The organism is Paenibacillus sp. GYB004 (assembly GCF_036577605.1).
In the GTDB taxonomy this organism is placed as follows: Bacteria; Bacillota; Bacilli; order Paenibacillales; family NBRC-103111; genus Paenibacillus_AB; species Paenibacillus_AB oceani.
In genome coordinates, this window is record NZ_JARBDB010000065.1 from 189,649 (window position 1) to 214,899 (window position 25,251).

The 25,251-nt window shown below is 55.2% G+C and carries 31 protein-coding genes; 25 read left to right on the plus strand and 6 right to left on the minus strand.

Features of this window, described 5'->3' with window-relative positions; genetic code table 11:
- Window positions 1-74 precede the first annotated feature (74 nt).
- Window positions 75-1,064 (plus strand): patatin-like phospholipase family protein, encoded by a 990-nt coding sequence (locus PV433_RS29795; RefSeq protein WP_332075632.1) that lies wholly within the window; start codon window positions 75-77, stop codon window positions 1,062-1,064.
- 269 nt (window positions 1,065-1,333) lie between these two features.
- Here PV433_RS29795 and PV433_RS29800 read toward each other — a convergent pair whose 3' ends face one another.
- Window positions 1,334-1,630, minus strand: a complete 297-nt coding sequence (locus tag PV433_RS29800) for a hypothetical protein (RefSeq protein WP_332075633.1) — start codon at window positions 1,628-1,630, stop codon at window positions 1,334-1,336.
- Between the two features lie 31 nt (window positions 1,631-1,661).
- A complete protein-coding gene (locus tag PV433_RS29805; RefSeq protein WP_332075634.1) occupies window positions 1,662-2,624 on the minus strand; it encodes a DUF1385 domain-containing protein in 963 nt (320 codons plus the stop codon).
- 224 nt (window positions 2,625-2,848) lie between these two features.
- Between PV433_RS29805 and PV433_RS29810 the strand changes: the two genes are divergently transcribed.
- The 4 genes from PV433_RS29810 (at window position 2,849) to efp (ending at window position 5,582) form a co-directional block, all read left to right on the plus strand.
- Entirely contained in the window at window positions 2,849-3,349 is a 501-nt protein-coding gene (locus PV433_RS29810) for a YqhR family membrane protein (protein ID WP_332075635.1), read from the plus strand.
- A 93-nt stretch (window positions 3,350-3,442) separates the two neighbouring features.
- Window positions 3,443-3,892, plus strand: coding sequence for a type II 3-dehydroquinate dehydratase (gene aroQ / locus PV433_RS29815; protein WP_332075655.1), 450 nt, complete (start codon window positions 3,443-3,445; stop codon window positions 3,890-3,892).
- The gene (locus PV433_RS29820; protein ID WP_332075656.1) at window positions 3,886-4,959 is read left to right on the plus strand and encodes a M24 family metallopeptidase; all 1,074 of its coding nucleotides are present in this window, start codon (window positions 3,886-3,888) and stop codon (window positions 4,957-4,959) included. Before aroQ ends, PV433_RS29820 begins: the two co-directional genes overlap by 7 nt.
- A gap of 65 nt (window positions 4,960-5,024) precedes the next feature.
- Entirely contained in the window at window positions 5,025-5,582 is a 558-nt protein-coding gene (efp, locus tag PV433_RS29825; protein ID WP_190930080.1) for an elongation factor P, read from the plus strand.
- Window positions 5,583-5,704: 122 nt separating this feature from the next.
- Here efp and PV433_RS29830 read toward each other — a convergent pair whose 3' ends face one another.
- The 4 genes from PV433_RS29830 to PV433_RS29845 all read right to left on the minus strand — a co-directional run bounded on the left by PV433_RS29830 (window position 5,705) and on the right by PV433_RS29845 (window position 9,204).
- Window positions 5,705-7,063: an aspartate kinase gene (locus PV433_RS29830; protein WP_332075636.1), complete on the minus strand. Its 1,359-nt coding sequence runs from the start codon at window positions 7,061-7,063 to the stop codon at window positions 5,705-5,707.
- A 77-nt stretch (window positions 7,064-7,140) separates the two neighbouring features.
- Window positions 7,141-7,605 (minus strand): DUF441 domain-containing protein, encoded by a 465-nt coding sequence (locus tag PV433_RS29835; RefSeq protein ID WP_332075637.1) that lies wholly within the window; start codon window positions 7,603-7,605, stop codon window positions 7,141-7,143.
- Between the two features lie 56 nt (window positions 7,606-7,661).
- Complete coding sequence (locus tag PV433_RS29840) at window positions 7,662-8,369, minus strand: 2-phosphosulfolactate phosphatase (RefSeq protein ID WP_332075638.1); 708 nt, start codon at window positions 8,367-8,369, stop codon at window positions 7,662-7,664.
- 28 nt (window positions 8,370-8,397) lie between these two features.
- Complete coding sequence (locus PV433_RS29845) at window positions 8,398-9,204, minus strand: phosphosulfolactate synthase (RefSeq protein WP_332075639.1); 807 nt, start codon at window positions 9,202-9,204, stop codon at window positions 8,398-8,400.
- 230 nt (window positions 9,205-9,434) lie between these two features.
- Between PV433_RS29845 and PV433_RS29850 the strand changes: the two genes are divergently transcribed.
- The 20 genes from PV433_RS29850 (at window position 9,435) to dxs (ending at window position 24,855) form a co-directional block, all read left to right on the plus strand.
- Window positions 9,435-9,701 (plus strand): YqhV family protein, encoded by a 267-nt coding sequence (locus PV433_RS29850; protein ID WP_190930085.1) that lies wholly within the window; start codon window positions 9,435-9,437, stop codon window positions 9,699-9,701.
- A 67-nt stretch (window positions 9,702-9,768) separates the two neighbouring features.
- Complete coding sequence (spoIIIAA, locus tag PV433_RS29855) at window positions 9,769-10,773, plus strand: stage III sporulation protein AA (RefSeq protein ID WP_332075640.1); 1,005 nt, start codon at window positions 9,769-9,771, stop codon at window positions 10,771-10,773.
- Complete coding sequence (spoIIIAB, locus tag PV433_RS29860; protein ID WP_332075641.1) at window positions 10,767-11,285, plus strand: stage III sporulation protein SpoIIIAB; 519 nt, start codon at window positions 10,767-10,769, stop codon at window positions 11,283-11,285. Before spoIIIAA ends, spoIIIAB begins: the two co-directional genes overlap by 7 nt.
- A gap of 14 nt (window positions 11,286-11,299) precedes the next feature.
- Complete coding sequence (gene spoIIIAC / locus PV433_RS29865; RefSeq protein ID WP_110840056.1) at window positions 11,300-11,503, plus strand: stage III sporulation protein AC; 204 nt, start codon at window positions 11,300-11,302, stop codon at window positions 11,501-11,503.
- A gap of 8 nt (window positions 11,504-11,511) precedes the next feature.
- On the plus strand, window positions 11,512-11,901 hold the full coding sequence (gene spoIIIAD, locus PV433_RS29870) for a stage III sporulation protein AD (RefSeq protein ID WP_190930088.1): 390 nt from the start codon (window positions 11,512-11,514) through the stop codon (window positions 11,899-11,901).
- A 34-nt stretch (window positions 11,902-11,935) separates the two neighbouring features.
- Entirely contained in the window at window positions 11,936-13,117 is a 1,182-nt protein-coding gene (gene spoIIIAE / locus PV433_RS29875; RefSeq protein WP_332075642.1) for a stage III sporulation protein AE, read from the plus strand.
- Window positions 13,118-13,153: 36 nt separating this feature from the next.
- Window positions 13,154-13,867 carry a stage III sporulation protein AF gene (spoIIIAF, locus tag PV433_RS29880; RefSeq protein ID WP_332075643.1) on the plus strand — a complete coding sequence of 238 codons (714 nt, stop codon included), beginning with the start codon at window positions 13,154-13,156 and terminating at the stop codon, window positions 13,865-13,867.
- A 4-nt stretch (window positions 13,868-13,871) separates the two neighbouring features.
- Window positions 13,872-14,510: a stage III sporulation protein AG gene (gene spoIIIAG / locus PV433_RS29885; protein ID WP_332075644.1), complete on the plus strand. Its 639-nt coding sequence runs from the start codon at window positions 13,872-13,874 to the stop codon at window positions 14,508-14,510.
- 59 nt (window positions 14,511-14,569) lie between these two features.
- Complete coding sequence (locus PV433_RS29890) at window positions 14,570-15,253, plus strand: SpoIIIAH-like family protein (protein ID WP_190930091.1); 684 nt, start codon at window positions 14,570-14,572, stop codon at window positions 15,251-15,253.
- Window positions 15,254-15,455: 202 nt separating this feature from the next.
- Window positions 15,456-15,953 (plus strand): acetyl-CoA carboxylase biotin carboxyl carrier protein, encoded by a 498-nt coding sequence (gene accB, locus PV433_RS29895; RefSeq protein ID WP_332075645.1) that lies wholly within the window; start codon window positions 15,456-15,458, stop codon window positions 15,951-15,953.
- Between the two features lie 55 nt (window positions 15,954-16,008).
- The gene (accC, locus tag PV433_RS29900) at window positions 16,009-17,367 is read left to right on the plus strand and encodes an acetyl-CoA carboxylase biotin carboxylase subunit (protein ID WP_190930093.1); all 1,359 of its coding nucleotides are present in this window, start codon (window positions 16,009-16,011) and stop codon (window positions 17,365-17,367) included.
- Window positions 17,368-17,454: 87 nt separating this feature from the next.
- On the plus strand, window positions 17,455-17,871 hold the full coding sequence (locus tag PV433_RS29905; protein WP_332075657.1) for an Asp23/Gls24 family envelope stress response protein: 417 nt from the start codon (window positions 17,455-17,457) through the stop codon (window positions 17,869-17,871).
- Between the two features lie 94 nt (window positions 17,872-17,965).
- A complete protein-coding gene (gene amaP / locus PV433_RS29910) occupies window positions 17,966-18,523 on the plus strand; it encodes an alkaline shock response membrane anchor protein AmaP (RefSeq protein ID WP_332075646.1) in 558 nt (185 codons plus the stop codon).
- Between the two features lie 14 nt (window positions 18,524-18,537).
- Window positions 18,538-18,774: a DUF2273 domain-containing protein gene (locus PV433_RS29915; protein WP_332075647.1), complete on the plus strand. Its 237-nt coding sequence runs from the start codon at window positions 18,538-18,540 to the stop codon at window positions 18,772-18,774.
- Window positions 18,775-18,886: 112 nt separating this feature from the next.
- Window positions 18,887-19,360 (plus strand): transcription antitermination factor NusB, encoded by a 474-nt coding sequence (gene nusB / locus PV433_RS29920; RefSeq protein WP_190930096.1) that lies wholly within the window; start codon window positions 18,887-18,889, stop codon window positions 19,358-19,360.
- 29 nt (window positions 19,361-19,389) lie between these two features.
- Window positions 19,390-20,241, plus strand: coding sequence for a bifunctional methylenetetrahydrofolate dehydrogenase/methenyltetrahydrofolate cyclohydrolase FolD (gene folD, locus PV433_RS29925; RefSeq protein ID WP_332075648.1), 852 nt, complete (start codon window positions 19,390-19,392; stop codon window positions 20,239-20,241).
- Window positions 20,242-20,263: 22 nt separating this feature from the next.
- Window positions 20,264-21,634, plus strand: coding sequence for an exodeoxyribonuclease VII large subunit (xseA, locus tag PV433_RS29930; RefSeq protein ID WP_332075658.1), 1,371 nt, complete (start codon window positions 20,264-20,266; stop codon window positions 21,632-21,634).
- Window positions 21,615-21,869 (plus strand): exodeoxyribonuclease VII small subunit, encoded by a 255-nt coding sequence (gene xseB / locus PV433_RS29935; RefSeq protein WP_332075649.1) that lies wholly within the window; start codon window positions 21,615-21,617, stop codon window positions 21,867-21,869. The genes xseA and xseB overlap by 20 nt, the downstream gene beginning before the upstream one ends.
- Before the next feature lie 3 nt (window positions 21,870-21,872).
- A complete protein-coding gene (locus tag PV433_RS29940) occupies window positions 21,873-22,775 on the plus strand; it encodes a polyprenyl synthetase family protein (RefSeq protein ID WP_332075650.1) in 903 nt (300 codons plus the stop codon).
- Between the two features lie 157 nt (window positions 22,776-22,932).
- Complete coding sequence (gene dxs / locus PV433_RS29945; RefSeq protein ID WP_442951587.1) at window positions 22,933-24,855, plus strand: 1-deoxy-D-xylulose-5-phosphate synthase; 1,923 nt, start codon at window positions 22,933-22,935, stop codon at window positions 24,853-24,855.
- Window positions 24,856-25,251: the final 396 nt, after the last annotated feature.

Below are 25,251 nucleotides of genomic sequence, written 5' to 3' on the forward strand. Positions count from 1 at the left end.
TGAGATCGAATACGGCCTATCGCCCGTAGTAGCGATAACGCGTGTCATTAGCCGCGGGAAGGTGTGACGGCAGCATGGAAGTGAACGGGGTATTTGAAGGAGGAGGAGTCAAAGCGATTGCGCTGGTAGGGGCGATCAAAGCCGCCGAGGAGCAAAATGTCCGGTTTCATCAAGTGGCCGGCACCTCCTCGGGAGCGATCGTAGCTTCGTTACTGGCAGCGGGGTATACCGCGGACGAGTTGAAGAAAATGATGCTGGAGACACCTTTTACCGACTTCCTGGTCAAATCGTGGCTTCATCAAATTCGTCTGGTCGGCCCCGCGATCCGTCTGTTCGTTAAAAAAGGGCTGTATTCCGGTCAAAAGCTGGAGCAATGGGTGTCGCAAAAGCTTGCCGCGAGAGGTATCAAAACGTTCGCGGACCTGCCGCGCGACAAACTGAGAATTATCGCTTCCGATATATCAAGGGGCAGACTGCTCGTGCTGCCGCATGATATCGGGCAGTATGGAATCGAGCCCAACCGGCTACCGGTCTCCTACGCGATCCGGATGAGCACGAGCATCCCGTATTTTTTCGATCCGGTTGTCATTCGCAAGTCGGCGAAAGTACGTCCCAAGAGCGAGACGTTTTCCGATCAATTCATTTATATCGTTGACGGTGGGCTGCTCAGCAATTTTCCGCTCTGGATCTACGACCAGCAGAACAGTAAAATTCCGGAAAACGAGCAAATTCCCACGGTGGGCTTCCATCTCGTCGGCCGGCAGGCGAACACGGCGCGTTCCATCATAGGGCCGCTATCGATGTTTCAGGCATTGTTCGCCACGATGATGGAAGCGCACGACGAGCGGTACATAGAGGAATGGAACCGGTTCAGGACGATCAAAATCCCGACACTGGGCGTGCGGGTAACGGACTTTGATATCAACCCGGACAAAAGCATGGAGCTGTATTATTCCGGCTATAGCGCCGCTAGCCAATATTTTCAGAAGTGGTCGCATGAGCATTATGTCACTTGCTTCAAGCAATTTATCCGAGACCGGACCGACAATGGGCTGCTCGCGTAAGCCGAAGAGGCAGCCATCGCCGGATTGGCCTGCGTACGTAAAATGTACCAAAAAGCCCCCGCCTATTCTGGCGTGGCCACTGAAAAAGTCCTGACCGAAGTTTTACTAAGAAGAAAAGACCGTTTTTAGCCTGTGAGGAGGCTTTAAACGGTCTTTTCGTTGTTTTTCCAACACTTCAATCAAAAAAATCAATGCTTTACAGAAAAAACGCAAGTTTTTCAGTGGCCTCTATTCTGGCAAGGGGCTTTCTTTTTTTGGCAGTTGTACCGTTAATGGTACGTATGCGGCTTGTCGGTATCGTCGTCATCCCGCTTATTGCCTTGAATAACGCGGAACGGGACATGTTTCCTTTTGGGTTTCGATTTCGAGCGGGAGGAGGGCGGCGCAGGTTTCCGGGATTGTGATTTTCTCCAGCGGGCCGGCGGAAATTTATAGAGAAGAAATACGCCTCCGAAGATGACTGCCGCCACCACCAAATTAAACGGATTGTCCTTCAACGAATAGATGATGCCGACGCCCATCAAGACGATTAGGACGATGAAGAGCGGATCTATGCGCCTTTTCAAGGAAACTCCCCCTTTTCGGATAATGCTGCCCTTATACCGCTTTGCCGGAATCGCGTCCCGCGCTTGCCAGCAAAGCCTGATCCAGTTCCAGCATACGGTTGAACGAAGCGATCGATACTTCGACCTGCGAATCGTCGGGTTCCTTGGTAGTCAGCTTCTGAAGCCACAACCCCGGATACCCGAGCACGCGCAGCACCGGTATATCCCGCATCGAATTCGTAATGCGAAGCACTTCATAAGACAGCCCAATGACGAGCGGCAGCAGAGCGATCCGCAGCCATAGCCGTTCCCATAAGCTATCGTATTCGAAAAACGAATAAACGATCACACCGACAATAACAGTAAATACGATAAAACTGCTGCCGCACCGGTAATGAAGCGTGTTGAACTTCTGAACGTTGGCTACAGTCAATTCCTTGCCGGATTCGTAAGCGCTGATTACTTTATGTTCGGCGCCGTGATACTGGAACAACCGTTTGATGAGCGGGGTAAGCGAAATGAAATAAATGTAGCCGATAAGCAACATAATTTTGATGACGCCTTCCAGCAAGTTGTGCAAAATCTGGTTCTCGAACAAGTTCTGAAACAGCAGCTGCTCGATAAAGGCCGGCACCAGCGTAAAGACGAATTTGCCGAATAAGAACGAAAGTACGCCCACAACAGCTACGCCAAGGATCAACGTAAGATTGCCCATACCGCCGGACTTCTTCTCTTCCGTCGCTTCTTCCCCTGTCTCATCTTCCGCGTATTTCTCGGCCGAGAAGTTCAGGTGCTGCGCTCCTTTGGCGCTGGACTCGATAATGCCGACGATGCCGCGCAGCAGCGGGATTTTTTTGAGTTTGTTGACCCATGCGATTTCTTGACGGGGCACCTCATAAAAATCGATTTGCTTGTCTTTTCTCCGGACGGCCGTAACGTTAACCGTTTTGCCGGCGAACATGACGCCTTCCATGACCGCTTGGCCGCCGTAGATAGCTCTCTGATTTTGTGACAATGAAGCCGCCCTCCTTTCTGGGAATACCTGATCGTTTCATAGGATCGCCAATCTGCCTGTTCGATGGAAGAATAGGACCGGCGGACCGGCCGCTTTTTCCCTGTGCGTTTGTTGTGAATCCTTTCTCTATATTGTAACGAATTCCGGCGTCGAACGCCACCCGGTTACTTTGCTTCCTCCTGTGCATAATAAGGATAGATTGTGCCGGAAAGGAACGGGATGACATGTCGCATCGTCCGCATATCGAGGAACAGACGAATGTATGGTCGTTCGCTTTGCAGATCGGCTTCTTCGCCGGACTGATCTGGGGCGGGGTTAAAGCTGTCGAATATTATTTCAAATTTACGAAAATACCTCCCTGGTTTCTGGCCAAGCCGTTTTTTGCCGCTTCCTTCATGAATACGACGGCGGGCTTCTGGATGGGATGGCTGACGTTCATCGTATTCTCCTTGCTGGCCTCGCTGTTGTATGCCGCGCTGCTGCGCAAAGTGAGAGGGCCGTGGGCGGGGATCGGCTACGGGGCCGCATGGTGGGCGCTTCTCTATTTATTGGTGGGACCTTCTACGGGGATGATGAGATGGATATACCGGTACGACTGGAATACGATCTTGACGGACATTAACCTGTTTCTGGTATGGGGGCTGTTCATCGGGTTTTCGATCGCCTTCGAATTTACGGACGAGAGGGAGAGAGAGCCGACGCTGCCGGGCAAATCAAGCGGCTGACAGGCGAATCGCGGCCAAAAAAAGGTTCTCAAAGCGGGGAAACTTATGGTAAAATGGCTTCGGTTCGATTCTTCCGATCGGGTGGTGAATAGCTTGTACAACATATTGGTTCTGCACGGCCCGAACTTGAATATGCTGGGCATACGCGAGCCGGGCGTATACGGGACGTCGACACTGGCCTCGATCGAGGAGAGATTGTCCAATCTGGCGCAGAAGCTCGGCATCCGGCTCGAATTCCTTCAGTCCAACCATGAAGGGGTGTTGATTGACCGGATCCACGAGGCGTTCGGGTCGAAGGACGGCATATTGATGAATCCGGGTGCCTTTACCCACTACAGCTATGCGCTGCGCGACGCCATTTCTTCGGTTCAACTGCCGGTCGTGGAAGTTCACTTATCGAATATTCATAAACGGGAGCCGTTTCGGCATACGTCGGTAATCGCGCCCGTCGCGGTTGGCCAGATCGCCGGATTCGGCGCACAGAGTTATGAGCTCGGGCTGCTGGCGCTTCATCGTTTTCTTGAGGAAAGGGGCGAATCTTGATGGATCGTCTGGCCCGTCTGCGAGCGTTGATGCAGGAGCGCAGGCTGGAAGCGCTGTTCGTGACCGGATCGCATAACCGTCACTATTTATCGGGATTTACCGGGTCGTCCGGTTATTTGCTTATTACGGCCGACAAAGCCTACTTGCTTACCGACTTCCGCTATATGACACAGGCGGCCGATCAGTCCAAAGGGTTTGAAATCGTCGAGCATGCGCCGAAGGTGGGAGAGACGGTCCGTCAACTGCTCGACAGCCTGCGCATTCAGGAGGTCGGGTTCGAGCAGCAGCATGTGACTTATGCTTCCTATACCGTGTATGCGACGGATCTCGGGCCGATCAAGCTGGTGCCCGCCGAGCCGCTCGTCGAACTGCTGCGGATGGTGAAGGATGAGTCGGAGCTGGCGGTGATGCAGGAAGCCGCCGAACTTGCGGACAAGACGTTCGAACACGTGCTGACGACTTTGAAGCCGGGCATTACGGAAAACGACGTTGCACGAACGATCGAGTTTTATATGCGCCAGCACGGTGCGGCATCCGTTTCGTTCGAGACGATTGTCGCTTCGGGCGAACGCTCCGCCCTGCCTCACGGCAAAGCAAGCGGCCGGGTTCTTCGTTCCGGCGAATTCGTGAAGCTGGACTTCGGCGCTTATTATAAAGGGTACTGCTCCGATATTACGCGTACCGTGATGCTTGGCAAACCGTCCGACAAGCACCGGGAGCTGTACGATATCGTGCTGGAAGCCCAATTGCATACGCTGGAGCACATCCGTCCCGGGATGACCGGGAAAGCGGCGGACGCTCTGGCACGCGACGTCATCCGTAGGTACGGGTACGGCGACCATTTCGGACACGGCACCGGGCATGGCCTCGGGATGGAAGTCCACGAAGCGCCCCGCCTGTCCATGCTGAGTGATACCGTACTTAGACCGGGAATGACCGTCACCGTCGAGCCCGGCATCTACTTGCCCGGATTCGGCGGAGTACGCATCGAGGATGACGTTGTCGTCACCGATAGCGGAGTGCGCAGATTGACACAGTCGACAAAAGACTTTATTATCATCGATTAGTGAACCTTTTTTTGCAGATGGACACGCAGAAGACACGACTATCCACATTTTAGGAGGAACCGATTTTGATTTCTGTTAACGATTTTCGCACAGGCTTGACGATCGAAGTAGACGGCGATATTTTTACCGTACTTGATTTCCAGCACGTTAAACCGGGTAAAGGCGCAGCCTTCGTTCGCTCGAAGCTGAAAAACTTGCGCAACGGCAACACGGTGGAGCGGACGTTCCGCGCCGGCGAAGACGTAGGCCGCGCGCACGTTGAAAACCGTGCGATGCAATATTTGTATGCGAGCGGTCAGGAACATACGTTCATGGATAACGAAACCTACGACCAGATTACGCTTCCTGCTTCGCAGCTCGAATGGGAGCTGAACTTCCTCAAAGAAAATATGACGATCAGCATCGTCAGCTACCACGGCGAGATTCTCGGCATTAACCTGCCGAACAGCGTCGAGCTGAAGGTGGTGGAGTCGGAGCCGGGAATCAAAGGCAACACCGCTCAAGGCGCCACCAAAAATGCGAAGATGGAAACTGGCCTGAACGTTCAAGTGCCGCTGTTTATTAACGAAGGCGACGTTCTTCTGATCGGCACGGGCGACGGCAAATATATTTCCCGTGCTTAGCAGCATACTCTCAACGTGTCCCAAAGCAGCATCCTGTCACGAATTATCGTGGGGATGCTTTTTTGGTTAGGAGAGCAAAAGAAAAAGAGGGGCTTGATGGCCCCTCCGGAATAAGTTCAATATCAGGAATTAAAAAATGCGCCGTGCAAAGCGACAATCGCCTTGTTCATATCGCTGTTCTGAATGCCGAACATAATGCTGCTTTCGGATGCGCCCTGGTTGATCATCTCCAGGTTTACCCGGGCGTCAGCCAGTGCTCCGGTAGCGCGCTTGGCCACGCCGATCTGCTTGCTCATCCCGTCGCCGACGATCATAATCAGCGCAATCCCGCGCTGGACGATCAGCTTGTCCGGCTGCAGCTCCGCACGAATTCTCTCCAGCACTTGCTGTTCGACTTCGCTCGTAAACGTAGATTCCTTAATAATGACCGAGATGTGATCGATGCCCGACGGCGTATGCTCGTAAGACAGGTCGGCATCCTCGATAATTTGCAGCAGGCGCCGGCCGAATCCTTTCTCGCGGTTCATCAAATATTTGCTTAAGAAGATGGAGCAGAAGTCCGACGATCCGGCTACGCCGACAACCGGCAGCTCGTGATTGTGACGCTCCAGCGAAATAAGCGTGCCGCGCGACTCGGGATTGTTCGTGTTCCGGATATGAACCGGTATTTTGGCGTTGAAGGCCGGCTGCAGCGCTTCGTCGTGAAGGACCGAGAACCCGGCGTAGGACAATTCCCGCATCTCCGCATACGTCATCTCGTGGATGGCCGCTGGATTGTCCACGATCCGCGGGTCTGCAGCAAAAACGTTGTCGACGTCGGTGAAGTTCTCATAAACATCCGCCTGAACGGCCGCTGCGAGAATCGCACCCGTAATGTCCGAGCCTCCGCGGGGGAAGGCGACGAGGTTGCCGTTCTTGGCGTATCCGTAAAAGCCGGGGAAAATGATGCGGTGCGCGTTGTCCCGCAGCGAACGAAGCAGCTCGTACGATTCCGGCAGCACTTGAGCGTTACCCGGCTCGTCGCTGAGTACAAGACCGGCTTCCCTCGGATCTACATATATAAAATCATGCCCCTCCTTACGCAGGAAAGCGGCAAGCAATCTGGCACTGAATTCTTCACCCAATGCTTTGATCGAATCGGTATAGCGCGCACGATGGCTGCGGTCGCCTTCACCTCTGGACTTCAGCAGACCGGCGATCTGCTCGAACTCTTCCCGGGGCAGCTCCAATCCTTCGATAATGCCGGCGAACCGGTCGAGAATCGTCTGCTCAACCTGTTCCGCTCCCTTACCGCTCAGCTTGGCTTCGGCATAAGCGATCAGCAAATCGGTCACCTTCGTGTCCGGTTTGTCTCTCTTTCCGGGTGCGGATACTACTACAATTTTTCTGTCAGCGTCGGCCAGCGCAATAGCGGCCACTTTGCGGAACTGATCGGCGGAAGCTAGCGATGTGCCGCCGAACTTGCACACTTTTAAAGCCATGACGTCTCCTCCTATACGGACTCTTCTGATACACTACCACAAAGAGTGCAGTGGATTCAACGGCAATTCACGCCGGTTTACTGAATTTTTCCGAACAGAAAGCTGGCAATTTTAAGCAGCAGAGCAGTAATTCCTGCGGCCATCAGAGGCCCGACCGGTATCCCTCTCATAAAGATGATCCCGAAGATCGAACCGATGACAAGCCCGACGATCAACTGCGGGTCCATCTTAAGCAGATCGAGTCCTTTGCCGTTCATATAAGTGGCGATGGCGCCGCCGAGAAGGGCGATTACACCCGGCCAGGACGTGAAGACGGCCATAATGTCCTTGGTCGAGATCCGCTCGCTGGCAAACGGCACCAGCACCCCCATGGTCAAAAACAAGAGGCCCAATTCCAGGCCTCTTCGTTCGATCGACGGCAGAAAACGTTCCAGGTGAATCAGCTTCACGATAAGGAGGATGCAGGCAGCGGTCGTAATGATCGGCGAACGGCCGATCATCCCTACGATAATTAACAACAATAGCAGCAGTTCGCCGTTCATAGAATGGCCCCTTGTCCTTCTGGATTCTCGTACTAGTGTATGAGAGGAAGGGGGGATTAGAACACAATCATTCTTTGATCCTGGAATACGGGGACCAGATCGAACCGGTTCATTTGGGCGCAATACAGCACATCGTCCTTTTGCCCGAGCTTGATCAGCTTTTTGCCGCTGGCGCAGGCAAGCAGAATCTGCTCGATCTGCCCGCTTGCCGATTCGAAAGCCAGCTTCATCGCCAGGCCCAGATCGTTCATCCCGGTGCGCTCGCCGAACCGCTCCAGATGATGAAGGAGCAGGCCGGCGCACAAGCCGTCCTCCAGACAGAAGTCGTCCTGCGTTCCGGCGCAAAGAATCGCGATATCGCGGTTTAGAGCGAATGCGGTTTTGGCGCAGGCTTCGGCGTTCAGCATACTTCCCGCCAGCACCCGGCTTGCTTTCTGTGATTTCTGGATCGCCCTGGTGCCGTTCGTCGTCGTCAGGATGACGCGTCTCCCCGTACATTCGGAGCCCGTATATTCAAATGGAGAATTGCCGTAATCGAAGCCTGCGATTTTTTTGCAGTACCGTTCGCCGCCGAGCAGATCGCCGGGCTCCTGCAACTGCTTCGCCTGATGGACCGTCTCGACGGGAACGACGGCGGAACAGCCATGGGCCAGCGCGGTTACGATCGTGCTGGTTGCCCGCAGCACGTCGACGACGATAACCGTCTTATGAATGAAGTCATCCGAACGGGCTTCGTTCACACTCGCGATGACGTCCACAAACATGTTCGATCCCTCGCTTCTTCCATTAATCTTATCTTTCCGGCTGTGGATGCAGAAACGTATCGGAACGCAGCCCTCTGCGCAGCGATTCCAGCGAATAGACGTCTTGCGGCGCGATATTGCCGAGATTGACCGAGCATCCCGCGATTTTCAGCAGGTGAATCTGCTGCTGCTTCTGCGGAGCTTCCCATAATATCCGTCCGGGGTCCGGCAACTGCCCCAGGATGCTTCGCAATTCCTCGTCCCGGCACTCTCCGTCCGCGTCGAAGATGCCGACCCCCTCGCCGGATTCCCTTGCTTCAATCGTAACGAGCTCCGCTCCGTGCTGAAGGTCGAACAGAACGGTTTCCAGCAGCTGTTCGGTGTTGATGACGGAGCCCCACAGCTTTTTTCCGTACTCCGTATATACAGTAAGCCCCGCCTCGCGGGCGCGCCGAATAAGCGAGTTGCGGACCGAACGATCCATCTCGATGGTGCCGTCGGACACTTCCACGGCGGTAAAGCCGAGGCGGCCGATCGTATCGAAAAAGTCGGTTAATGTATGTTGGGCGACGGCTACTTCGAGGAACGTGCCTCCGGGCATCGTGGCAACCTGATATTCTCGGGCAAGCTCGATTTTCCGCTTCAACAGGCCGACCGGATATAGAGGCGTCGTGCCGAACCCGATTTTCAGCAGGTCGATGTAAGACGCCGACGTTTCGAGCAAATCTTCGAAAGCATGGAGGCCAAGACCTTTGTCGATGACCATCGTTATGCCGCAAGACCGCGGCTTGAACGTTCGACATCCGGTCGGGTCCCGCAATTGCGGATGCCACTCCAGCTGTGAAGTTACGTCCATAAAACAAGTCTCCTCGCTGTAAAGGATTGGTTAATTGTCTGCAAGCAATATATGCAGCCGCCCGGAGCGTGGTGCCCGGTATGCCTAAACTGGGACGCGCCTGCATAGGATGGGGAGAGGGGCGTCTCGGACGAGTTGGCACAGCACAATCGGAGTGCGGCGGAAATGAACGGCATCCGCATCGGAGCTTCCGCGGGGCGTACGGCATCGCCAAGGAAGGAGGGAGAAGGATGATCAATAAAATCGTCATGAGTATGGCCGGTCTAAGGCTGTTTTCCGGCAGTCTGGAAATAGTGGCCGCGCTGATCATGCTCCGGCTGAACCAGGTGGACAAGGCGCTGCTGGTCAATTCAGGGCTGGCGATCGTCGGACCGCTGACTCTTCTAGCGACCACCACGATCGGATTGGTAGGATTGGCCGATAAGCTGTCGTTTACGAAGATGCTGTGGGTCGGCGTCGGCGTTACTTTCATTTTCATAGGCATTTTAAAAAAATAGGGAATAAACGCCTTGTCCGGGCATATAGATGAGAGTAAACGACTGGACAACCCGGGGAGGAACCGCGATGCAACCGATTCTACTGTTTTTGCCGGCAACGATCCGCAAAATGATAGAGAAGCTGCCTGCGATAATGCGAGACAACCTCGAGGAGATCCGAATCCGCGAAGCAAGGCCGCTGGAGCTCGTCGTGGACGGCGAATCCCGGTTTGTGGCGCCGGACGGAAGCTGGGCCGACGGGCCGGAGCAAAGCTATAAGCCTACGAAAGAAGACGGGCTGAAGCTGCTCGATCTGCTGACCAATCATTCGCTGTATACGTTCGAAGAAGAGCTGCGGCGGGGATATATCACGATAGCGGGAGGGCACCGGGTCGGCCTGGCCGGAAAGACGGTGCTCGAACGCGGCGAGGTCAAACATATCCGCGATGTGGGAAGCTTCAACATCCGGATAGCCAAGGCGATCCCCGGCATAGCCCGCACCCTGCTGGCCGCGATCTGGGACGATTCGGCGCGCACCGTGCACCAGACGCTCATCATCTCCCCTCCGCGCCAAGGCAAGACGACGCTAATCCGGGATTTGGCAAGAATGGTTAGCAGCGGCGAAGGCTTCGGCGACCCCCGCCCGCAGGCAGGACTTCGGGTAGGCATTGTCGACGAGCGTTCGGAGATTGCGGCCTGCGTCAAAGGGGTGCCGGCTTTCGACGTCGGCCCGCGTACGGACGTGCTGGATGGATGTCCGAAAGCGGAAGGCATGATGATGATGATCCGGTCGATGTCGCCCGAGGTGCTGATCGTCGATGAGATCGGACGTTCCGAAGATGCGGCGGCTCTGCAGGAAGCGCTGCATGCCGGGGTGCGGGTCATCGCCACGGCGCACGGACGCCACGCCGCAGATGTCCGCGACCGGCCGGTCATGAAGCGGATGCTGGAGGACCGGATGTTCACCCGTCTGGTCGAGCTGTCGAGGTGCCGCCGTACGGGAGCGAGGTTCACCGTCTGGGACGCCGCCGGCCGCAAGTTGGCCGAGCTGTCCGCCGGCCGCGCGGAAGCCGCCGGAGGCAGGCCATGCTGAAGCTGCTGGGCGCGGTGATGATTTTGGCGGCGGCTACGCTGTACGGCTTCGCCAAAGCTTCGGTGTACGCGCGCCGGCCGCGGCAGATCCGTCAGCTGATCCACGCGCTGCAGCGGCTTGAGACGGAGATGACGTACGGCTTCACGCCGCTGCCGGAGGCGCTGCTGCGAATCGCCGACCAGCTCGAGCCGCAGATTGCCGCCCTGTTCCGGTCGGCTGCCGAGCCGCTCTCTACCCAATCCGGTATAACCGCCGGAGAAAGCTTCCGCGATGCGCTGAACACCTGCTGGAAGCAAACGGCCCTGTCATCGAATGAACGGGAAATCTTGAGCCAGATGAGCTATACACTTGGCATCAGCGACCGCAGCGATCAGGCGAAACATTTGCGGCTGGCCGTAACCCTGCTGCAGGCCGAAGAGCAGAACGCCTGGGACGAACAGCGGCGCTACGAGAAGATGTGGAAAAGCCTCGGAGTGCTGGCCGGAGCATTTGTCGTCATTTTGATGTACTAGAAGGGGTGCCGCAAATGAACGTGGATGTAAATGCGATCTTCCAAATCGCCGGCATCGGCATCATCATCGCGATGATCCATACCGTCCTGAAACAGATGGGCAAGGAAGATATGGCGCATTGGGTAACGGTTATCGGCTTCGTCGTCGTCCTGTTCATGGTGGTGAGCCTGCTGGACGATTTGTTCAAAGAAATCAAAACGATCTTTTTGTTCCAGTAGGTGGGCCTGTGGAGATTATCCAAATTGTCGGACTCGGGTTTATCGTAGCGATACTCACGCTTGTGCTGAAGGAACAAAAGCCGCTGTTCGCCTTTTTGCTGGCCGCGATTACGGGAATCTACATTTTCCTGTTTCTGCTCGGCAAGATCTCGTCAGTCATCCGGGTGCTGGAGGATTTGGCGGCGCAAACGAACATCAACATCATGTTTCTGAAAACGATTCTGAAAATTATCGGCATCGCGTATATCGCCGAATTCGGCGCTCAGATCGTGCGGGATTCCGGGCTCGAGTCGGTCGCCTCCAAAATCGAGCTTGCGGGCAAAGTGCTCATTATGGTGATGGCGATCCCGATCATCAGCGTCATTATCGAAACGGTGGTCAAATTGCTGCCCGCCTGACCGGAAGCGAATTGCCCGACGGGGGAGGAAGCCATTGATCAAGCTAAGCGTTTACCGGACGGCCGCCGTCTTGCTCCTGGTCTTGATGATGTTCGCAGGAGAGAGCGCCCATGCATCCACCCCGGCCGAGACGATTGTGAAGGAACAGGCGGAGCGTCTGCCGACGGATAAGGTGGAGAGCTACTGGAACCGGCTGATCAGCGAGTATGGCGGCTATTTTCCGGACAACCGGGCTCCGAGCTTTATGGAGCTGCTGACGGGCGGGGATGAGAAGTTCAGTCTGAAGGCGATCTTCGCCGCCATCGGAAAGTACATGCTTCACGAAGTGCTGGTTAACGGCAAGCTGCTCGCCTCGATCGTCATCTTGACCGTATTCAGCATGATTCTGGAGTCACTGCAGAGCGCATTCGAGAAAAACAACGTCAGCAAGGTCGCTTACGCGATCTCTTACATGGTTCTGCTCCTGATCGCGATCAACAGCTTCAGCGTGGCGATCCAGTATGCGAAGTCGGCGATTACGAGCATGATTCAGTTCATGATAGCAGTAATCCCGCTCATGCTTACGCTGCTCGGTTCGATGGGCAACGTAGCATCGGTGACGGTGCTTCATCCGATTATCGTTTTTATGATTCACGCGGTCGGCACACTCATCTATACGATTGTGTTTCCGCTCATGTTTTTCTCCGCCGTGCTGCACATTGTCAGCTCGATCAGCGACAAATACAAGGTAACCCAGCTTGCCAATCTGCTTCGCAACATCAGCGTCGCCGCGCTCGGCATTACGGTTACCGTATTTCTGGGCGTCATCTCCGTCAAGGGAGGAACCGGCGCTATAACGGACGGCGTCACGATCCGGACGGCCAAATATATAACCGGCAACTTCGTTCCGGTCGTCGGCCGGTTGTTCACGGACGCTTCGGACACCGTGATCGGCGCCTCGCTGCTCGTGAAAAACGCAGTCGGTCTCGCGGGTGTTATCATCATCGTATTTCTCTGCGCCTTCCCGGCGATCAAGATTATGGCGCTCGCCCTGATCTACAATGTATCGGCGGCGGTCATGCAGCCGCTCGGCTCGAATCCGATCATCAGTTGCCTGCAGACGATCGGCAAAAGCCTGATCTACGTATTCGCGGCGCTTGCCGCAGTCGGACTGATGTTTTTCCTGGCGATCACGATCATTATTACGGCAGGAAACGTATCCGTGATGATGAGATAACGTCCGCATCATAGCGATTCAGGAGGGTATGGCGCCATGATAGCCTGGCTGCACGGCTGGTTGAAAGAGATCATTCTAATCGTTCTGCTCGCCGCATTTGTCGACCTGCTGCTGCCGAACAACGCGTTTCAGCGGTATGTGAAAACCGTGCTTGGCCTGTTCATCCTCTTGACGCTGCTGTCTCCGCTGCTGGCCTTGTTCCGGGAAAACTGGGATTCGCAAAAGCTGCTCGCTTCCATCGAGCAGATCGGAACGGAGAAAACCGGAGCCGGCACGTTCGATACGATGAAATCGCTGCAGGCGATTATGGACGACGCGGAGCGCTGGCGTCAGGACGACCGGGCGGAGGCGCAGCGGCTGATGGAGAGGCAGCTGGCAGCCGAGCTTCAGCAAAGCGTGGCCCTTCCGGCGCAGGTGGCGGTCAAGCAGGTGCAGCTTCAGATGAATTACGACAATAACGGAACGCCGAGCATCAAACATATGCAGGTGGTCCTTGATCTTATAGATGAAGTTCCGGCTGCGGGAAATCCGCCGGGCGAAACCGGAGACCGCAAGCCGATCGGCGCCGTCCGGCCCGTTTATATCGAAGTTCAAATCGGCAAGACGGAGCCGAAACGGACGGACGCCGGGCTGACCCCGGAGCAGTTGAACGCGAAGAAAATCATCTATGAGCAGTTGAACAGGCAATGGCGATTGAACCGGGATGAAGTGACGCTGCTGTTCGAAACGGAACTTGGGAAAGAGAGGTGAGCTCATGGCCAAATGGCTGCAATGGCTGGAAAACCGGGTCGGCGGGGGTCCGGGAGGACCGAAGCGGATTCATACGTTCCGGTGGCTTTTACTGCTCGGTCTGCTGGGCTTCGCCCTGATGATCCTGAGCTCGTTTCTGAACATCAAGCCGCTCGGACAACCGGAGGAACAGGGAGGAAACCCGGCCGATCCGGAAACCCGCCAGACATTTATCGGGAAGGAAGCGAACGACAAAGCCGGTTTTCGGGACTACGAAGAATCTTATCAAGCCGCAATCCGGGACGTTTTGCAAAAAGTGGTGGGCGTCGGGGAAGTAGAGGTGCTCGTCACGATCGAATCGACCGAGGAGACCATGGTTCATTCCAATACGAAGGAAACGCAGCAAATTACGAACGAAAAAGACGTGAACGGATCGACCCGTCACATAACCGAAATAACACGAAGCGGAGAAGTCGTCTTATACGAAGCATCCGGCAGTGAGACTCCGATCGTGATTAAAAAAATAAAGCCGCGTATAAGGGGGGTCGTCGTCGTTGCCAAAGGCGCTGAAAATTTGACGATTAAACAAATGATCGCAGAAGCGGTCGGCCGGGGGCTGGACGTGCCCGCGCACCGAATCTCCGTCCTGCCCCGCAAGCAGTAAGAGGGTTGCCGGCAGGCAAACATCCATTTTCGATCGATCGATAAGGAGGAAACGAAACGATGAATACGAAAAGACAAACGGTATGGCTCGTCTCGATGCTCAGCTTGATGGTGGTATTGTCCGCTTATTACCTGTTCACCGAAGATGTGAATGAGCTGGATCTGACGGCCCAGCAGGCGGCAGGCAGCGAAATTAAAGTGGACGCGGTCACGACGGGCACGGCTCCGAAGACGGACACCGTAGACGGCAAGGCGGCAGCCGACAAAGCAGCTGCGGATCAAGCAAATGCTTCCGCAACCCCTCCTGCCGATAAAGCGACAACCGCTCCGGTAGCGGCCGGCGCCAAGAAAACGGATGAAGAAGTGATCAAGCAGGTGTCGACTGTCACGACTTCGGGCAACGATTATTTCGCGGGACTTCATATGAAACGTACGGAGGAGTTCTCCAAGCAGATGGAAAAGTGGCTGACGATTCAAACCGACTCGAAGAAAACGAACGACGAAGTGACGCTGGCGATGAATGAAATTCAAAAGCTCCAGGATATTGACGAGAAAGTGACGAGCATTGAGGACTACCTCGCGAAAGACTTCAAAAATGCGATCGTTCTCCAAGAAAGCGGCAAATGGAAGGTCGTCGTGCAAACGGCTAAGCTGGAGAAAAGCCAAGGTGTGAGCATCGTCGATTACGTAATGAACGAACTGGACGTCACTCCGGACAAAGTAACGATTCAATATGTGCAGTAACTGGACGCTTCTGCCGGGATGCCCGGCGGACGCGGACGGGAAGGCGGCTGCCGGGTGAACCCCGGGGCCGCTTTTCCTGTCCGCAGGCAGCGGAAAAGGAGCTCCCGCGATAAACTTGTTTATGTGCGAATGACGGTTGTGATATAATACTAACGTTGCTCGTCCAAGCAAGCGCTTCACAACCGTTGAAGGAGTGGAAACGATGTTTAAATTAAGCGAAATCAAAGAGTTGATCAAGCTGGTTGACTCGACTACCGTGCAGGAGCTGGAAATCGAAAACGAAGGCTCGCGCCTTTTAATCCGTAAACCGAATAAAACCGAATCCGTCGTAGTTGCGCATCCTGCCCCGCCTACATATAATCCTTATGTCCAGCAGGTCGCCCCTCCGGCAGTCGTTCCCGCCGCGCCGGGCGCTGCGGCAGCAGAGCCGGAACAGCCGAAGGCCGAGCCGGAAGCCAACTTGCACAAGATTACGTCTCCGATGGTCGGGACGTTCTACAGCGCATCCTCGCCGGGGGCCGCTCCGTATGTCAATATCGGCGACAGGGTTAACGAGAAGACGACGGTTTGCATTTTGGAAGCGATGAAGCTGATGAATCCGATCGAAGCCGAAGTGAAAGGCGAGATCGTCGAGATTCTCGTGGAGAACGGTCAGCTGGTCGAATACGGACAAACCTTGTTCCTCGTTAAACCGGAATAACGAGCCGATTTCATAGCATGGATGAAATGGACTCGAATTGGAGGAAAATGCCGACATGAAGTTTCATAAAGTACTGGTGGCCAACCGCGGCGAGATCGCGGTACGTATTATCCGCGCCTGCCGGGAGCTGGGCATCTATACGGTGGCCGTCTATTCGGAGGCGGACCGGGACTCGCTTCACGTCCGGCTCGCCGACGAAGCCTACTGCATAGGGCCTACCCTGTCAAAGGACAGCTACTTGAATTTCACCAACCTGATGAGTGTGGCGACGTTGACCGAATCGGACGCCATCCATCCGGGTTACGGATTTTTGGCGGAGAATGCCGACTTCGCCGAGCTGTGCGAGCAGTGCAACATTACGTTTATCGGCCCGTCTCCGCTCGCCATCAGCAAGATGGGCGACAAGGCGGTCGCGAAGCAAACGATGAAGGATGCAAACGTGCCGGTCATCCCCGGTTCGGACGGCCTGATCGAAGATCTCGGGGAAGCGGTACGGATCGCCCGGGAGATCGGCTATCCGGTTATTATCAAAGCGACGGCCGGCGGCGGCGGCAAAGGAATCCGCATCGCCGACGACGAAGAAATGCTCATCCAGCAAATTACGACCGCCCAGCAGGAAGCCCAGAAAGCTTTCGGCAACTCGGGCGTATACCTCGAAAAATATTTGACGGGCATGAAGCACGTCGAAATTCAAATATTGGCCGACAAACACGGCAACGCCGTCCATCTGGGCGAGCGCGATTGTTCGGTACAGCGGCGCAGGCAGAAGCTGGTTGAAGAGGCCCCTTGTCCGGTGCTCACGCCGGAAGTTCGGGAAGCGATGGGCCAGGCTGCGGTTCGGGCCGCGCTCGCGGTTAACTACTCGGGCGCCGGGACGCTGGAGTTTCTGCTTGGTCCGGACGGACAATTTTATTTCATGGAAATGAATACGCGGATTCAGGTCGAGCATCCGGTAACCGAGATGATTACGAATATCGATATCATCAAGGAAATGATTCAGGTTGCGCAGGGCGATCCGCTGTCGTTTCAGCAGGAAGACGTGCAAATCAACGGTTGGTCGATCGAATGCCGGATTAATGCGGAAGATCCGGAGCGCAATTTTATGCCTTCGCCGGGACAAATTCATTTTTATCTCCCTCCGGGCGGCCCTGGAGTCCGCGTAGACAGCGGAGCGTATCCGGGGTACACGATCTCGCCGCACTACGACTCGATGATCGCCAAGCTGATCGTCTGGGCCCCTACCCGCGACGAAGCGATTGCCCGCATGCGCAGGGCGCTGGGCGAATTCGCCGTAGAAGGCATTCATACGACGATCGGTTTCCACCTCAAGCTGATGGATCACAAAATGTTCCAGGCCGGGACGTTCGACATCAAGTTTCTCGAGGAACATGATGTAAACGATCCGAACTCTTGACGGCTTTGCCGCATCCGTATCGTTTGTCATAAAAATGGCAAAATGGTATAGTAATAGTATAGACAAGTCGTCTGGGAGGTGTTACCCATTAGCACTCTAACTACGGAATTTGAGAAAACGGATATCGGAACAATTCAGATTGCTCCGGAAGTGATCGAAGTGATTGCGGGACTGGCCACTGTGGAAGTTCCCGGCGTTGCCGGAATGAGCGGCGGATTTGCCGGAGGCATCGCTGAACTGCTCGGACGCAAAAATTTATCCAAAGGCGTGAAGGTCGAGGTCGGACAACGTGAGGCGGCGATCGACGTATCGATCGTCATCGAGTTCGGTCATCGAATTCCCGAGGTGGCGGGCGCCATCCAACGGAACGTGAAGCAGACGATCGAATCGATGACCGGTCTGACGGTCGTTGAAGTGAACGTACACATTCACGACGTCCAGTTCAAGCCGGCTGACAGAAACCCGCAAGAAGAGGAAGAAACGACGGCGCACCGCGTTAAGTAACGGGCGTGCCCGTCGACCGGGGAAGAAGGTTGCCGGGATAAACGAAACGGGCAACCTTCCGAACCTTGCCAATCGCGGAAGGGGACGGACCAGCGTGATCAAAGTAATGGACCGGTTGCTGCTATTCCTGTATACGCTGATTATTGGAATCAGCGTCATCTTTTTTTTGGTCGTTTCGTTCGGCTGGGTGCCGTTCGCCACGTCGGAAAACTTTTTGAACAACCTGTATTATGAAGGGACGGTCGCTTATCCGGCCATCGCGGTCGGGGTATTCGTGCTGTTGGTCACTTTCCGGTTTTTCTACGTATCCGTCCGCCGCGGGCGCGGACAAGTTCCTTCGATCGATCAACGTACCGATTTCGGAGATATCCGCATCTCGCTGGAGACCGTCGAAAATTTATCGTTGAAGTCGGCAGGGCGCGTACGGGGAGTTAAAGATTTGCGGGCCCGGGTATCGGTAACCGATGCGGGGCTGGATGTGGTCATCCGCGCCGTCGTAGACGGGGAGAACTCGATTCCCGATTTGTCGGAGGAGATCCAGCGTTCCGTCAAGACGCATATCGAGGACGTTACCGGCATTCCAGTTGCGAAAGTGTCCGTCTTTATAGCCAATGTCGTGCAGTCCCAGACATTTAAAAGCAGAGTCGAATAGAGGTGGCTGGCGCCATGTGGAACGAGCTGTGGGAACGGCATAAAGGCCGCCTGATCGGCGTCGCCTCAGGATTGTTTTTGGGAATCATCTATTTAATAAGCGGATTTTGGGATATGCTCATCGTCGCTTTTCTCATAGCGGTGTGTACATATGCCGGCAACAGGTACGATGCGGGAAAGCTGAAGCTGAACCCGGATGAATGGACGGATAGGCTGAGCAGGCTTGCGGATCGTTGGAAATGGTTTCGGTAACGACGGAAGGCGGTTCCCCCTTGGAAACGGCCTTCTTCTGTTTTGTTTGCAGGTTTTTGTGGTATATTGAACGCATGGACGTTTGGACATCAGGCAGGAGGATGATTCGCGGGTGAAGCGAAGACTGGCCAGGGAAATCGCAATGCAAAGCTTGTATCAAATCGATATGAACGAGGTGACTCCTCAGGCGGCTATCGAGATAGCGCTGGAGGAAGCGCGGAGCGACAATGAAGCGGAACTAGCAATCGGGGAAGACGTTATTGCCAATACCCCGTATTTGACCGATCTGGTGGAAGGGACTATCCGGCAAAAGCAGCGGATCGACGAGACGCTGGCGGTATATTTGACCGGCTGGAAAGTGGACCGGCTGTCCAAAGTGGACCGGCAAATACTGCGTCTTGCCGCTTATGAGATGCTGCACGGAAGCGACGCTCCGCCGAAAGTCGTCGTCAACGAGGCGATCGAGCTGGCGAAGCGGTTCGGCTCGGACGAATCCGGCAAGTTCGTCAACGGCGTGCTTGGCAAAATGATCAAGGAGCTTGACGCGATCAAGAGCAACTATGAAGCTACAAGCGGTAACCAGTAAAACGGTCAACCGGAAGGGGAGGACGAACCATGTCGGAGAACGTAATTAACGGTAAACAAATTGTCGCCGATATTCGCGGCAAACTGAAAGAAGAAATCGGCTTGCTGGCGCCCGAAGGATTCCGTCCGGGGCTTGCTGTCGTACTTGTAGGGGAAGATCCGGCGTCAGCGGTTTATGTCCGGAACAAAGCGAAGGCGTGCGAGCAGGTAGGAATCTACTCGGAAGTTCATCGGCTGCCGGCGGAAACGTCTCAGGTCGAGCTGCTTGAGTTGGTGGACAGGCTGAACCGGGATACCAAGATTCACGGCATTCTCGTACAGCTTCCGCTCCCTAAGCATATATCGGAAGATGCGGTGATCGATGCGATCGCGGTTGAGAAAGACGTGGACGGGTTCCATCCGATCAATGTGGGCAATCTGTCGATCGGCAAGCCGAGTCTGCTTCCATGTACGCCGGCAGGCGTTATAGAGATTATTAAGCGTACCGGTATAACGATATCCGGCAAGCGGGCGGTCGTCATCGGCCGCAGCAATATCGTCGGCAAGCCGGTATCGATGCTGCTGCTGCGCGAGAACGCAACCGTAACGGTATGTCATTCGCGTACTGAGAATATGAAAGAGCTGTGCCGCGAGGCCGACATTCTCGTCGTGGCGATCGGCAAGCCGAAGTTCGTCACGAAGGAGTTCGTCAAACCTGGCGCGGTCGTCATCGATGTGGGCATCAACCGGCTGGAGGACGGAACGCTTGCCGGTGACGTCGATTTTGGCGATGTCGTGGATACGGCGGGACCGATCACCCCGGTGCCGGGCGTCGTAGGTCCGATGACGATCACGATGCTGCTGCACAATACGCTGCAAGCGGCTAAGGCGCTGCGCGCGTAAGCGCGCGAGTGCGGTGATACCGATGCATAACCGGGATAAAGTGCTGTCCGTCAAAGATTTGACGCGATATATCAAGATGAAGCTCGAAGGCGACTCCGTGCTCAAAGACGTCTGGGTAAGAGGGGAATTATCCAACTTCACCCACCATTCGAGCGGACATATGTATTTTACGCTAAAGGATGCGGACAGCCGGATCAAAAGCATTATGTTCGCATCGAACAATCAGCGGCTCGGCTTTATTCCGCGGGACGGCGCGAAAGTAATTGCCCGCGGCAATATTTCCGTGTTCGAGCGGGACGGGCAATACCAGATGTACGTCACGCATATGCAGCCGGACGGGATCGGAAGTTTGCATCTAGCGTTCGAGCAGCTCAAAAAGAAGCTTGGCGACGAAGGTTTGTTCGCCGCTACTCGCAAAAGACCGATACCGAAGTTTCCGCGTACGGTCGGCGTTATTACGTCGCCTACGGGAGCGGCGGTGCGCGATATCATGACTACGCTTCAGCGGCGTTATCCGGCGGCGCAAATATTGTTGTATCCGGTTCTCGTGCAGGGCGCCCAGGCGGCCCCTTCGATCGTTCGCGCGATTGAGGTGATGAACCGGCACGGAGAAGCGGATGTGCTCATCATCGGACGGGGAGGCGGATCGCTGGAGGAGCTGTGGGCTTTTAATGAAGAGATCTTAGCCCGCAGCATATACGCCTCGGCGATTCCGGTCATATCGGCCGTAGGACACGAGACCGACTTTACGATCGCCGACTTTGTGGCCGATCTTCGTGCTGCCACGCCAACGGCGGCGGCCGAGCTGGCGGTTCCGCATATGATGGAGCTGAAGCAGCATATCGCCCATTTGTCGCAGCGGCTGGTGAAAGGAGTATCTTCGCAGTTGTCGGTTAGACGCGAACGGTTACATCGTCTGCAAAAGTCTCCGGCCCTTACCCAACCGCAAAGGATGCTTCAGGAGCCGGCTCAGCGGCTCGACCGGATGAAGGAGCAGCTCGTATTCCGGCTGCGGCAGCGTCTGTCTGCGGCGAGGGAAAGCTCGATGCGGCTCGATCGGAAGCTGGCATCGCACAATCCGAAGCAGCAGCTCGGATATGCCAGGAAGCGCGTCGAAGTAACCCGCCATCAGCTGCTTCAATCGATGCAGGCCGTCTTCAAGGAAACGCGTCACCGGTACGTCTCACAGCTTCGCCAATTGGATGCGCTGAGCCCGCTGAAGGTGATGCAGCGCGGTTACAGTCTCGTCTACGACGATCAGGAGAAGCGGATTATCAAATCAGTCAGCCAAATTCAGCCGGGAGATATGGTGAAGATCCGGTTAACCGACGGCAAGCTGAATTGCCACGTATGGGGAATGGAGGAGAACCTGGATGAGCAGCGTGAAGGATGAACCGGTCAGCTTCGAGCAGGCGATGGACAAGCTGGAGCAGATCGTAGCCAAGCTGGAAAGCGGGGACGTTCCGCTTGAGAAAGCGATTGAGCTTTTTCAGGAAGGCATGTCACTGTCCCACTTGTGCGGACAAAAGCTGGAGCAGGTGGAACGCAAGATCGAAACACTGCTGGAGGATAACGGGAACTTCGTTAAGAAGCCGTTCCAGCCGGTGTCCGATGAAAGGGAGAACTGATTCATGTCTCATCCGTCCATAACGGACTACATCAAAGAACGCGCATCATTAATCGAACGTGAGCTGGCCGCTTACGCACCTGAGGAATGGCACATTCCTGCGGTTCTCAAGGACGCCATGACCTATTCGCTGATGGCCGGCGGCAAGCGGCTCCGGCCGGTAATGGTGCTCGCCGCCGCCGAAGCGTGCGGCGGCTCTGTCGAAGCGGCGCTGCCCGTTGCGGCCGCCGTCGAGATGGTACATACGTACTCGCTCGTCCATGACGATTTGCCCGCGCTGGATAACGACGATTATCGCCGGGGACGGCTGACGAACCATAAAGTGTACGGCGAGGCGATTGCGATCCTCGCCGGCGACGCGCTGCTTACCCATGCTTTTTATTCGGCATCCCGCGCATCCCGGCTGTACGGCGTTCCGGCGGAACGCGTGCTCGACATCATCGAGGAGCTGGCGGTTCTGGCCGGTCCGCGCGGCATGGTCGGAGGACAGGTCGCCGATATGCAGGGCGAACAGGGACTAACCCAGCTTGCGGAGCTGGAATATATTCATCTGCACAAAACGAGCGACTTGATCGTATTCTCGCTCAAAGCGGGCGGCCGGATCGGGGGAGCGACCGAGCGGCAGCTGAATGCGCTGGAGACGTACGGAAGGAATATCGGTCTGGCTTTTCAGATCCAGGACGATATTCTCGATGTGGTCGGCGACGAGCAGAAGCTCGGCAAGGCGGTTCGCAGCGACGAGAAAATGCAAAAGGTGACGTATCCGTATTTTATCGGGCTGGAAGCTTCCCGGCGTAAGGTGACGGAACTGACCGATCTCGGCAAGCAAGCGGTACGGGATGCGGGGTTCCAGGCGCCGGAGCGGCTGCTGGAGCTGGCCGATTTCCTGACGGAGCGGGATCATTAACGAATCGAATGGACGGGTTGTTTCCTAGGCTGCCCGTCTTTTTCGCGTTCGCGCAGCGTTATTAGGCAATCATTGAGTGAGATTTCGCGAATATGGTATAATGGTGTCGGATGCAGGCTGTGATTCGTTAAAATACGGGCAATACTACTCCTATACAATGGTTAAGTCGAACGGAAAGCGAGGGCATAACGTGCTCCTTAATCAAATTGACAGCCCGGCCGACCTCAAAAAGCTGAGCGTTTTCCAACTGGAGACGCTGGCTGAGGAAATCCGCGGCTTTCTGATCGAAAAGTTATCTAAAACCGGCGGACATCTGGCTCCTAATCTGGGTGTTGTCGAGTTGACGATCGCGCTTCATTATTTGTTCGACAGTCCGAACGATAAATTTATTTTCGATGTCGGCCATCAGTCGTATGTGCACAAAATTTTAACCGGACGTAAAGACCGCTTCGATACGCTGCGCAAGTACAAAGGCTTGTGCGGATTCGTCAAAATGTCCGAAAGCGAGCACGACGTCTGGGAAGCCGGTCATAGCAGCACGTCGTTGTCCGCCGCGATGGGGATGGCGATCGCCCGTGATCTGAAGGGCGAGCAGAACAAGATTGTCGCCGTAATCGGAGATGGCGCTTTAACCGGCGGTATGGCGCTTGAGGCGATGAACCACATCGGCCACGAACGCAAAAACTTGATGGTCGTCCTGAACGACAATGAGATGTCCATAGCGCCGAATGTCGGTGCGCTGCACAATTACTTAAGCAAGATTCGTACCGACAAGCATTATGCGAAAGCGAAAGAAGAAGTCGAGCATCTGCTCAAAAAAATTCCCGCGATCGGCGGGACGCTTGCGAAGACGGCGGAACGTCTCAAGGACAGCCTGAAATATCTGGTCGTCTCTGGCGTATGGTTCGAGGAGCTGGGCTTTAAATATTTCGGTCCGGTCGACGGGCACAATCTGCAACAGCTGTTCGAGACGTTCAAGCAAGCGGAGAAAGTGAACGGTCCTGTCCTCATCCACGTTATTACCGTAAAAGGTAAAGGCTACTCTCCGGCCGAGGAAGATTCGCATACGTGGCATGGCGGAGGGCCTTACAAAATCGAATCCGGCCAATTTATTAAAGCGGTCGGGCCTCCGATGTACACGGAAGTGTTCAGCAATTCCCTGATCGAGCTGGCGGAGCAGGATGAGCGGATCGTTGCGGTTACGCCGGCGATGCCCGGCGGATCGGGACTTCTGAAATTCGCCGAGCTGTATCCGGACCGGATGATCGATGTCGGGATCGCCGAGCAGCATGCCGCTACGTTGTGCGCAGCGCTTGCCCTGGAAGGAATGAAGCCGGTGTATGCCGTCTATTCAACCTTTATGCAGCGGGCGTACGATCAGATCGTTCACGATATTTGCCGGCAGAATACGAACGTTATTTTTGCCATCGACCGGGCAGGGTTTGTCGGCGCTGACGGTGAGACGCATCAGGGTGTGTATGACATTGCCTTTATGCGCAGCATTCCGAATATGGTCATGATGATGCCCAAGGACGAAAACGAGCTGCGGCATATGATGAAGACAGCCGTCGATTACAATGAAGGGCCGATTGCGGTCCGTTACCCGCGGATGAACGGCGTAGGCGTGAAGATGGACGAGGAAGTCAAGCCGATTCCGATCGGATCGTGGGAAACGGTGCGCGACGGTGAAGGTTTCGCCATTTTGGCCGCGGGGCCGCAAATGCTGGAGCTTGCGTTCGGTGCAGCCGAGCTGCTCAAGAGCGAGGGCATCCAGCCGCGGATCGTGAACGCGAGATTTTTGAAGCCGCTTGACGAGCAGATGCTGATGAATCTGTACGAGGACGGCTACAATATATTAACTCTCGAGGAAGGGACCGTGAAGGGCGGCTTCGGCAGCGCAGTTCTGGAGTTTTATGCGGAGCGGGATATTTACGGCGTTCGCGTGAAGCCGGTCGGCATTCCCGACTATTTCGTCGAGCATGGCAGTCCGAAGGAACAGCGTCAGGAAGTCGGGCTGACGCCGGAGAGAATCGTCACGGAACTGAAAACGATGCTGCCCAGGAAAAGGCAGCGCGCTTAAAAGTCCGGTTTTCAGCACCGAGAAGATGGGATGAAGCTAGGAAATGAGGAGCGGAGCGTAGTGAAAGCTACGTGAGCACCGGAAGTTCCGGCTGAATTCCATATTCGATGTCGAGTAGACTTCCTGATCTGCTTCGTGATCAAAAGTGGACTTTTTGAACAACCTCTTATAATGCGAGTTGAAAAAGTCCGATTTTCAGCACCGAGAAGATGGGATGAAGCTAGGAAATGAGGAGCGGAGCGTAGTGAAAGCTACGTGAGCACCGGAAGTTCCGGCTGAATTCCATATTCGATGTCGAGCAGACTTCCTGATCGGCTTCGTGATCAAAAGTGGACTTTTTGAACAACCTCTTATAATGCGAGTTGAAAAAGTCCGATTTTCAGCACCGAGAAGATG